Source organism: Mesobacterium pallidum (genome assembly GCF_019966535.1).
Classification (GTDB): Bacteria; Pseudomonadota; Alphaproteobacteria; order Rhodobacterales; family Rhodobacteraceae; genus Mesobacterium; species Mesobacterium pallidum.
In genome coordinates, this window is sequence record NZ_JAIMID010000044.1 from 1 (window position 1) to 9,731 (window position 9,731).

A 9,731-nucleotide genomic window follows, 5' to 3' on the forward strand; every position below is an offset into this window, starting at 1 on the left:
ATCTGCAAGATCTGGACTTCAGAGCCGGATAGATTCATCTTGAACCCGATCCACCAAATGCCGGGACTGAACACCTAGTTCGTTACGAGTAAGAGCTTTCTTTAACTAGTTGCACATGTCAATCTGACAGGGCAGTTCGTCCGGCTAGCCTATCGGACGCCCTGCATTGAATTGCCGCTTCCAAGTCCGTGATCCGCTGGCCCAAGCAGTTTTGATCCGATCCCCTGTTGAGAAGCTCCCTCCCCCTTGACCCGCCCCCCCAAACCCCCTAACAGACCCCATCCGCAGCAGCCCCGGATTCGTCCGGGGCTTTGCTATTGTCTGCGGTGACAGTAACCGGGGACCTTCGGGGCCCTATCTCCGCGGCTCTCTCACGGGCCGTATCACATAGGCAGCCGGGCCACGCGGGCCGACGGGCTGCCCCTTAGACGGAAGACAGAAAGCATGGCACTCAAGTCGTACAAGCCGACGACGCCGGGCCAGCGCGGGCTGGTACTGATCGACCGTTCGGAGCTGTGGAAAGGACGCCCCGTCAAGGCCCTCACCGAGGGTCTGACGAAGAACGGCGGCCGGAACAACACCGGACGGATCACGATGCGCCGCAAAGGCGGCGGGGCAAAGCGCCTCTATCGCATCGTGGACTTCAAGCGCGCCAAGTTCGACGTGGCGGCGACCGTTGAACGGATCGAATACGATCCGAACCGGACCGCCTTCATCGCGCTGATCAAGTACGAAGACGGCGAGCAGGCCTATATCCTGGCCCCTCAGCGTCTGGCAGTCGGCGACCAGGTGATCGCCTCGGCCAAGGCCGACATCAAGCCCGGCAACGCAATGCCCTTCTCGGGCCTGCCGATCGGCACGATCGTCCACAACATCGAACTGAAGCCCGGCAAGGGCGGCCAGATCGCACGCGCCGCGGGCACCTATGCCCAGTTCGTCGGCCGTGACGGCGGCTACGCACAGATCCGCCTGAGCTCGGGCGAACTGCGCATGGTCCGCCAGGAATGCATGGCCACCGTCGGTGCCGTGTCGAACCCCGACAACAGCAACCAGAACTACGGTAAAGCTGGCCGGATGCGCCACAAGGGCATCCGCCCGAGCGTCCGCGGTGTCGTCATGAACCCGATCGACCACCCCCATGGTGGTGGTGAAGGCCGGACCTCGGGTGGTCGTCACCCGGTGACCCCGTGGGGCAAGCCGACCAAGGGCAAGCGCACCCGCAACACCAACAAGGCGTCGCAGAAGCTGATCATCCGCTCGCGTCACGCCAAGAAGAAGGGCCGTTAATCAATGAGCCGCTCTGTTTGGAAAGGCCCCTTCGTCGATGCCTACGTCCTGAAAAAGGCCGAGGCAGCACGCGAGTCGGGCCGCAACGAAGTCATCAAGATCTGGTCGCGTCGTTCGACGATCCTGCCGCAGTTCGTGGGTCTCACGTTCGGCGTCTACAACGGCCAGAAGCACGTTCCTGTCAACGTTACCGAGGACATGATCGGTCAGAAGTTCGGTGAGTACTCGCCGACCCGGACCTATTACGGTCATGCCGCGGACAAGAAAGCGAAGCGGAAGTAAGTCATGGGCAAGGATAAAAACCCCCGCCGCGTGGCCGACAACGAAGCGATGGCCAAGACCCGCATGCTTCGCACGAGCCCGCAGAAACTGAACCTCGTCGCGCAGATGATCCGTGGCAAGAAGGTCGAAACGGCCCTGAACGATCTGACCTTCTCGAAGAAGCGGATCGCGCAGGACGTGAAGAAATGCCTTCAGTCCGCAATCGCAAACGCCGAGAACAACCACAACCTGGACGTCGACGAACTGATCGTCGCCGAGGCCTGGGTTGGCAAGAACCTCGTGATGAAGCGTGGCCGTCCCCGGGCACGTGGCCGTTTCGGCAAGATCATGAAGCCGTTCTCGGAAATCACCATCACGGTGCGCCAGGTCGAGGAGCAAGCCTAATGGGTAACAAGGTCAATCCGATCGGCATGCGCCTCCAGGTCAACCGCACCTGGGACAGCCGCTGGTACGCCGACACCAAGGATTACGGTGATCTTCTGCTGGAAGATCTCGCGATCCGCGATTTCATCCGGGAAGAATGCAAGCAGGCCGGCGTGGCCCGCGTGATTATCGAGCGTCCGCACAAGAAGTGCCGCGTCACGATCCACACGGCTCGTCCCGGTGTCATCATCGGCAAGAAAGGCGCGGACATCGAGACGCTCCGCAAGAAGCTTGCCAAGCTGACGGCTTCCGAGCTGCACCTCAACATCGTCGAGGTCCGCAAGCCCGAGCTTGACGCCCAGCTGGTCGGCGAATCCATCGCCCAGCAGCTCGAGCGTCGTGTGTCCTTCCGCCGCGCGATGAAGCGGGCCGTGCAGAACGCCATGCGCATGGGCGCCCTGGGTATCCGGGTGAACGTGTCGGGTCGTCTGGGCGGTGCGGAAATCGCACGGACCGAATGGTACCGCGAAGGCCGTGTGCCGCTGCACACGCTGCGCGCCGACATCGATTATGCCAACGTCGAGGCGACCACGCCTTACGGCATCATCGGTATCAAGGTCTGGATCTTCAAGGGCGAGATCATGGAACATGATCCGGCCGCACGGGATCGCAAGGCCCAGGAAATCCAGGATGGTCCCGCGCCCCGTGGCGCGATGAACCGCCGCTAAGGGATAGGTGAGATGCTTCAACCGAAACGCACCAAATTCCGCAAGATGCACAAGGGCCGGATCAAGGGCGACGCCAAGGGCGGCTCTGATCTGAACTTTGGCACCTACGGCCTCAAAGCCACCGAGCCGGAGCGGGTCACTGCCCGCCAGATCGAAGCAGCCCGTCGGGCCATGACGCGTCACATGAAGCGTCAGGGCCGCGTCTGGATCCGGATTTTCCCGGATACCCCGGTTACCTCGAAGCCCGTCGAAGTTCGTATGGGTAAGGGTAAGGGCTCGGTCGATTACTGGGCCTGCAAGGTCAAGCCCGGCCGCGTGATGTTCGAGATCGACGGCGTCGCAGAGGACATCGCCCGCGAGGCGCTGCGCCTTGCCGCGATGAAGCTGCCGATCAAGACCCGCGTCGTGGTCCGCGAAGACTGGTAACCCCGTCGGCTGTGCCGACGTCGTCGGGCTTGCCCGACGTTGGCGGCTTTGCCGACGAGGCGGTGTAGCGAGATGCGCAGCATCTTGCGGGCCGCCCCGGTCAGACAAGAATAGAAAACCCCCGTCGGCTCGTCCGGCGGGGGTTTTCCTTTGCCGCACCGGCGCGGTGGGGTGGAACCCCACCCTACATCGTCATGTCAGGCCGATCGCCCGTTTCGCCTCGTCCCGCGGGATCGAGAAGGGGGCCAACCCCTCGACCGCCATGCGGGCACCAAGGCGCGTGTACCAGGTGTTGGCCGGGGTCGGCACGCCGTGCAGGCGGCCGAGCAGGGCGATCTCTCCGTTGATGAAATCGGTCTCGATGGACCCGGACCCGCGGGCAAGGCTCTGCGTCGAGGAGCCGCCGAGGTAGGGCACGCCGGGGATGTCGCTTAGCTGCATCAACTCGCGCCGTGGATTGGCGGTGCTGACGTCCTCCACCTCGATCCCGGCGGCGGCATAGGCGGCCAGCGCCTCGGCGCGCAACACCTTCGTCAACGGGTCGTTCTCGGGGCCCTTGCCATGGGCCGCCTGCACCACGTTGCCGAGGTTCAGCAGCAGCTTGCCGTATTTGCTGCGCATCACGTCATCGCGGGCCTCGGCCACGAACTCGGCCGCCGACAGGATCGCGGATAGCTCGGAATCCGCCGCGTCATGCCCGCCGGGAAAGCAGCCGATGTCCAGCAGGCCGGGGTGCGGCGCGCCAAAGGCGGCGACCTCTCCGGGCTCCAGGTACTGCGCCGGCAGCATCACCGTGATCGCGTGGACATTGGGGAAGCGGCGCGCGGTGAGGCGTTCGTTCTCGACCCCGTTCTGGGTGCAGAAGATCGGCTGGTCGGTTACCCCCGCCGCGCGCAGCCCGGCCAACGCGGCCTCGGTTCCCTGCGTCTTGGTGCACAGCAGGATCGCGTCGTCGGGCCGCCAGTCGACCTCGTCCGGGCTGGCGACCGCAGGGATCTGCACCTGCCGCGTCACGGCAGGCTGGCGCAGCACCAGCCCCGGCCCGGTGATCGCCGCAAGCTGCGCGCCGCGCGCGATGCCCAGCACCTCGTGCCCGTGCAGCGCCAACAGCCCCGCGATGGTGCCCCCGATGGCGCCGACGCCCAGAACGACGATCCGCATTGTGTTCTCCTTTTGCATCTGTCTGCGCCATCTTGGACCGGATCGCCCCGGAATGGCGAGGGGCGGGCTTGTTCCGCGCCGCCTGCCTGCCTATCTTTGCCGCAAGGACGGCAGGCCAAGGCCCCGTCCGATCATGGAGACTGGATGTCAGAGCTTGTGTGACAAGGCTCTCCGCTGACCGGAGAGCCGCGTGAACCCAGAACCGCCGGAGGCCCTGCGCCGCCGGCCTGTCTGCACGTCTTCACACTAGACTCCCATGAATATTTCACGACACGAACAACGTGCCTTGCACGTATTGGCCCTGGGCGGCAGCATCCTTTACGAACGCGCCAACGGCACCAAGGTGACCGACGTGACCTGCGTCACGCGCGAAGGCATGATCCTTTCGGAATTCGACCTCTCGGTCTTCCAGCGCCTGCGTCGGCGCAAGCTGATCGAATCGCGCGGGGGCATGCCCTACCGCATCTCGAAGCGGGGCCGGATGTCGGTTCGCGCCCAGCTCGACAACCAGGGCTGACCTGGGCAGGGGGGGGCGGCCCGCGCCGCCCCCCCCTTGGCCTGTGGCCTCGAACAGCTCAGGTCGCACCGTCCAATGGCCGGATGGCCCCTGCCATCACCAGCCCGGAGACATCACGCCCATGACGGACAACGGCTCGAATCATCCCGAGAGTGTCAGGCGTGAAGACCTGTCTCTGGCCTTTGGCCTGTAGCTCGGGAGGCCATGTCCGCCTGGTCGCGACTTTCCATGAAAGACCGGAGCCTGGCGCCGGGCGATGGCCGCGCAGTTCGGCGAGAGCAGGGACCATGTGATCTTCAACGAACTGGAGAGACTGCTCGAAGCCTGTTTCGCGATCGAGCCGCGCGCGACGGACCCGTCGGTCGGCAAGGACGTAAGGGACGTCTCGGCGCAATTCAGGGGCCGCTTTCCCGATGCACCAGAGCCGTTGATGCACGCCCTAGAAACCACGTACATGATCTTGAACAGGTAGGTCCGACGTGTCCGTCGGCCGCCTCATACGACGTGCCGATGCTGCGCTGACAGCACGCGGAGATAACCGTCAGATACGGGACGTAAATCCGGTCAACTTCCGAAAAACGAAGGGAATTTGGTGGAGCCTAGGGGGAACCCGGCCAAAACGGCAAGTCACTGATATAGAACACTAAAGGAGTGTTGTGTTTCGGGTTGTGTCACACTCTAGCGTCGCACTGTCGTGATTTGCAAGAGGAGGCTAGCTCGATATGCAACATCGAGAGGCCAAGGTAGTCCCATCCGGGTCGGACTTCCCAACTGGAGCGTCAAGCAAGTTGGTCTCGAGTTGCCGCCAATGAATGGTGCCACTGTTTACAAGCCGGATTGCGCCATTGAGGCGATTTGGGCGTATCTCCAGCCCTGCATTGAAGATGTGCACTTCTCTGTGATGCACATGTTGCACCCTAGGGTGCTCCCCAAGTTTCTCCCTAGGGTGTGCCACAATTCATGATTGCAAGTAGGATCATCCTGTTAGCATTTCCTTGTGGTGCTACTAGGGTGCTTCTGTATTCATGATTAACTGTTTCAATAAGAATAGGTAATTGGGCTCATCTTTGTAGTGCTCCCTAGGGTGCTCCCTGTTCTGGCGTACCGGGGAGTATCATCCGGGTATGTGATCCGGGCTTGCCTCTGTGGTGCTCTCTGTTCTCGCAGGCCGGGCTGGCAATCCGGGCTGATAATCTGAGGAATGCAGACCAATCGCCCCCTCTGTCAGACGAGGCATTAAGCAATCCGGGCTGAAACCGTGGCGCTCCCTAGGGTGCACCCATACCTAGCACCAATGCTTTGGAGCCGATTGGCAAAGCACCTAGCAAAGGAAATAGATTTACAAGGCGTAGGCATAAGTGCGAAGCCCTGAGAAATTTGCGGTCTGACAAATTGGCTTCGAGCCGGTCGCATATTCCTCAGGCATTTCAGACCAAGAACGTCAACTCATCGGTGGTAAGGTCTGCGTATCCCTCGAAGGTCACTGTGCCATACAGGTGCGTGAGTACGCTGTCGCCGTCTTCGTTGGTGCTGATCGACACGTCTTCGGATGTCATGCCTGAGAGTGCAATGGTGTCCAGCCCGGTTTCGTAGTGCGCGATCACGTCATCCCCGGTAGAGCCACCGTCTGCAGCAGTGGCGAAGAATTGGAAGGTATCGGCGTGCAACCCGCCGCCCATGGTGTCATCGCCTGCCCCACCGATCAGGGTGTCTAGCCCCCAGTTCCCGTAGAGCATGTCATCATCCGCTTCCCCGGCAATGAAGTCACCGCGCTTGCCACCGTAGATGGTGTCGTTGCCGTCACCGCCGTGCAGACCGTCATTCCCTGCGTGGCCTAGTATGTAGTCATTCCCAGCGTTGCCGTATAGCTTGTCGTGACCGCTCTCGCCCCAGATCACATCGTCTCCACCTTGGCCGTGTACAGTGTCATCGTCTTCCCCGGCGTACACAACGTCGCCGTCTGCCCCAGCGTATACGAGGTCGTTGTTGTCTCCTGCCCGAATACCGTCCCTCCCAGTGCCACCGAAGATCGTGTCGGAACCGTTGCCGGAGGCGATACCGTCCCCATCCATCCCCCCGTAGATTAGGTCCTTCCAGCGTACTTCGCCAACGCGTGGGTGCGCATAAAAGCTTCCGCAGCCTGTCATGCTTAGAGATGCTGGGCGCTGGAACAAAACAAAAACATATGTCAAGACTATCAATCATGAGTGAATGCCTATACTACTACCCCAAAATGTTGTGTGCTCGACGAGCGAGCGCCAGTGAGGCGAGCCAATGCAAAACAAGTCACATGCCGTAATGTCACAGCGGGCCGAAGCTCGCGATAGCCTTGATGACTTCCCGACCCCGCCATGGGCGACCAGAGCCCTTCTGGAGCATATTATTGAGCGCAAGACCCGAGGTGCGGGGCTAAGTGTGCTAGAGCCTGCGTGTGGGCGCGGCTATATGGCTAGGACGCTTGGCGAGTACTTTGGAGAGGTCCATGCCTCTGACCTTCATCCATATGGCTATGGTGGTTGCGCAGACTTCCTCACCGCACAGCATGTCGAGAACAGTGTGGATTGGGTGATCACCAATCCTCCATTTCGGCATGCCGAGGAATTCATTCAAAGGTCTTTGCCTTTGGCGAGGAGAGGCGTCGCAATGCTGGTTCGAACGGTCTTCATTGAGAGCGTCGGAAGATTTCAACGTGTGTTCCAATCGACACCGCCTAGCCGGTTTGCGCAGTTCTCGGAGCGGGTTCCTATGGTAAAGGGGCGTGTCGACAAAAAGGCTTCCACGGCAACCGGTTATGCGTGGATTGTGTGGGAGCGGGGCCACTCCGGACCTCCACAATTGACTTGGGTTCCGCCGTGTCGAAAGTCTTTGGAGCGAATAGAAGACTATGATCCGGAGTTCTTGTCGGTAGAGGCGGCCAAAGAGGCACCGACGGGGCAATCCGACCTTTTCTCACAAGTTGCTGCGGAGTAGCCTGACCTCCTGCCAACTACTCGACACATCGGAAACCAAGGCTTGTAATTCTTCAATCCTAAGAACATGCGACTGCCTAGAGTGTACGATGCGGTGGCAGTTTGGGCATAGCGGAGCAACATGCTCCAGTGCTTGCCGGAGCGGTTTGGTCGTGTCGCCCGCAAGAGCGATGGGTATTTTGTGGTGTATCTCGATAAGTCCCATGTAGTCGTTGCCGTAAATCGCAGAGGCCTCAAACTCGCAGCCCACACACTTGATCCGCCCGTCAGGATCAGAAAAGTACTTTACTGCGTAGTTTCTTAGCCATCGCGACCTTCTGCGCACCGTGGCGTTAACATTCGTAATGTCGCCCTCTTCCACGAACTTGATGGGTCGCCTGGGAGACAAGGCTTTCTTCTTGGCCACTTCTCCGAACCCTTGCTTGGAGTAGCTGGCATCAACTCCACCGTATCGTTGGAGGTAATGTTCTCCAGCAGCGGTGATGTGGTACTTTGCACCATCAAAGGTTGCCAAGTCATCCCTTTCCAAGCGACTGTGGGAGCGAAGGTTTCTCACTTTCTGGCTGAACTTGTCGTCTGGTCGCCCGGCCAGCATCTCGAGGTCGTCGCCTTCTGGTTGGAGTGCTTCGCGCAATATCGGTTGCAATTCGGAGGTGCCCAAGCCCTCCTCCTTGTGCCGCAACAAGGCAGTAAGCGCAGGCATTATTAAGTCGCTTTCGGTAACTACTGGTCTCATATGTTCTACCCAAGGTCGGCTTTCTTACTCGCTCATAGAGCGAACCCCTGGATGGCGAATATCGCAAAGCAATTTTGTTAGTGAGGACAGCAGTGTTGCAGTAGTGTTGCAGGTGGTGGGGCAGTTTTCGTTTTTCGTGCATTGGAAAATGACCTCGAAAGGCAAGAATTGGTATTCGTCCTGGGCGTCGAGCGCTTTGGTCTAGCCACGCAAACCTCGCCTCTCGTATGTACCGACCATCCGCAGTGCCCGTAGAGCCACGGAGAGCGTCTCTGAGTGGCCGTCAGGCCTGCAACCGGTCCAATACCCGCTTGACCTGAGACGCTTGCCAGCGGCCTCCTCTCGCAGTCTGGACACCGGCCCGGTTCAAGTGTTCCGCAATTTCGCGCAGCGGTCTGCCCGCCTCGCGCAGAGGCATCACGATCCCGGCCACCTTTTCGGCGCGAGCGAGTGCATTGGCTTGAATAGCGGCATTGCGTTGCATGGTCTTGTCGCGCAGCCCGCCCAGCTTTTTCCCACGTGTCTTGGCCTCTGCCAGCGCCGCCTTGGTACGCGCAGATATGAACTTCCGCTCCTGCTCTGCCAGTGCAGCGTAGATGTGGAGTTGAAAGTTGTCCGCATATGGCATCTGCGCCACGCGGAAGGTTACGCGCCTGTCCTCCATCAAGGTTGCGATGGCCGAGACCTTGCGTGACAGCCTGTCTAGCTTGCTGACCAATAGTGTCGCCCCGGTCTTGCGGCACATGTCGAGTGCGGCGGCTAGGTCGGGCCGGTCGGCCTCGGAGCCGCTGAGAATGTCGGTGAAGGTGGCTAGTACCTCGTAGGGCTCAGTGTTGAACCGCTCCAAGAAGAGGCTGACGTCCCGGTCTTGCGCATCCAGCCCTAGGCCGCTGCGGCCTTGCTCCTTGGTGCTAACTCGGCGGTAGACCACGTACTGTTGCATCGCCCTACACTCCCTGTGTTCGCTTGCCACATAGGAACATTGCTACGGTTGTTGCAAATGTCAACGATGGTTGTGAGTGTTATGATTGCTGCGACGCGTCAGGACGCACACGCTGCAGGGGGTATGGGGGGAAAGTTGCGGCAGGCCGGATATAGATACCCCTCCGCAAAAATGTGTCGAAAATTTATGCTGGTACAGGTGGGTTGATTGGTCTCAAGGCAGACCGTTCGCAGTGCGGATCAGGTCACGTCCGTCAAGGTGGTGTAATTTCCCGGATGGCCTGAGGGCATGATCAGGCGGCTTTCGTTGTTATGCTGAG

General features: G+C 60.4%; 11 protein-coding genes. 7 read left to right on the top strand and 4 right to left on the bottom strand.

Features of this window, described 5'->3' with window-relative positions; all coding sequences use genetic code 11:
- Positions 1 to 444 precede the first annotated feature (444 nt).
- The 5 genes from rplB to rplP are packed head-to-tail and all read left to right on the top strand — an operon-like array spanning position 445 to position 3,086.
- Entirely contained in the window at positions 445 to 1,287 is an 843-nt protein-coding gene (rplB, locus tag MF270_RS27855) for a 50S ribosomal protein L2 (protein ID WP_238368834.1), read from the top strand.
- A gap of 3 nt (positions 1,288 to 1,290) precedes the next feature.
- Positions 1,291 to 1,569, top strand: a complete 279-nt coding sequence (rpsS, locus tag MF270_RS27860) for a 30S ribosomal protein S19 (RefSeq protein WP_090029582.1) — start codon at positions 1,291 to 1,293, stop codon at positions 1,567 to 1,569.
- A gap of 3 nt (positions 1,570 to 1,572) precedes the next feature.
- Complete coding sequence (rplV, locus tag MF270_RS27865; protein ID WP_238368835.1) at positions 1,573 to 1,953, top strand: 50S ribosomal protein L22; 381 nt, start codon at positions 1,573 to 1,575, stop codon at positions 1,951 to 1,953.
- Positions 1,953 to 2,660 (top strand): 30S ribosomal protein S3, encoded by a 708-nt coding sequence (rpsC, locus tag MF270_RS27870; protein ID WP_238368836.1) that lies wholly within the window; start codon positions 1,953 to 1,955, stop codon positions 2,658 to 2,660. The genes rplV and rpsC overlap by 1 nt, the downstream gene beginning before the upstream one ends.
- 12 nt (positions 2,661 to 2,672) lie before the next feature.
- Positions 2,673 to 3,086 (top strand): 50S ribosomal protein L16, encoded by a 414-nt coding sequence (gene rplP / locus MF270_RS27875; protein WP_238368837.1) that lies wholly within the window; start codon positions 2,673 to 2,675, stop codon positions 3,084 to 3,086.
- Between the two features lie 192 nt (positions 3,087 to 3,278).
- On the opposite strand, the gene MF270_RS27880 is transcribed toward rplP, so the two are convergent.
- The gene (locus MF270_RS27880) at positions 3,279 to 4,247 is read right to left on the bottom strand and encodes a ketopantoate reductase family protein (RefSeq protein ID WP_238368838.1); all 969 of its coding nucleotides are present in this window, start codon (positions 4,245 to 4,247) and stop codon (positions 3,279 to 3,281) included.
- A gap of 256 nt (positions 4,248 to 4,503) precedes the next feature.
- Here MF270_RS27880 and MF270_RS27885 point away from each other — a divergent pair, with 256 nt between their 5' ends.
- Together MF270_RS27885 and MF270_RS27890 are read left to right on the top strand one after the other, a co-directional pair.
- Positions 4,504 to 4,764 (top strand): YjhX family toxin, encoded by a 261-nt coding sequence (locus MF270_RS27885; protein ID WP_238368839.1) that lies wholly within the window; start codon positions 4,504 to 4,506, stop codon positions 4,762 to 4,764.
- Positions 4,765 to 5,020: 256 nt separating this feature from the next.
- On the top strand, positions 5,021 to 5,236 hold the full coding sequence (locus tag MF270_RS27890; RefSeq protein WP_238368840.1) for a hypothetical protein: 216 nt from the start codon (positions 5,021 to 5,023) through the stop codon (positions 5,234 to 5,236).
- Between the two features lie 955 nt (positions 5,237 to 6,191).
- Here the strand turns inward: MF270_RS27890 and MF270_RS27895 are convergent.
- The 3 genes from MF270_RS27895 to MF270_RS27905 all read right to left on the bottom strand — a co-directional run bounded on the left by MF270_RS27895 (position 6,192) and on the right by MF270_RS27905 (position 9,412).
- The gene (locus MF270_RS27895; RefSeq protein ID WP_238368841.1) at positions 6,192 to 6,836 is read right to left on the bottom strand and encodes a calcium-binding protein; all 645 of its coding nucleotides are present in this window, start codon (positions 6,834 to 6,836) and stop codon (positions 6,192 to 6,194) included.
- Between the two features lie 877 nt (positions 6,837 to 7,713).
- On the bottom strand, positions 7,714 to 8,394 hold the full coding sequence (locus MF270_RS27900) for an HNH endonuclease (RefSeq protein ID WP_238368842.1): 681 nt from the start codon (positions 8,392 to 8,394) through the stop codon (positions 7,714 to 7,716).
- 358 nt (positions 8,395 to 8,752) lie between these two features.
- Positions 8,753 to 9,412, bottom strand: coding sequence for a recombinase family protein (locus MF270_RS27905; protein WP_238368843.1), 660 nt, complete (start codon positions 9,410 to 9,412; stop codon positions 8,753 to 8,755).
- Positions 9,413 to 9,731: the final 319 nt, after the last annotated feature.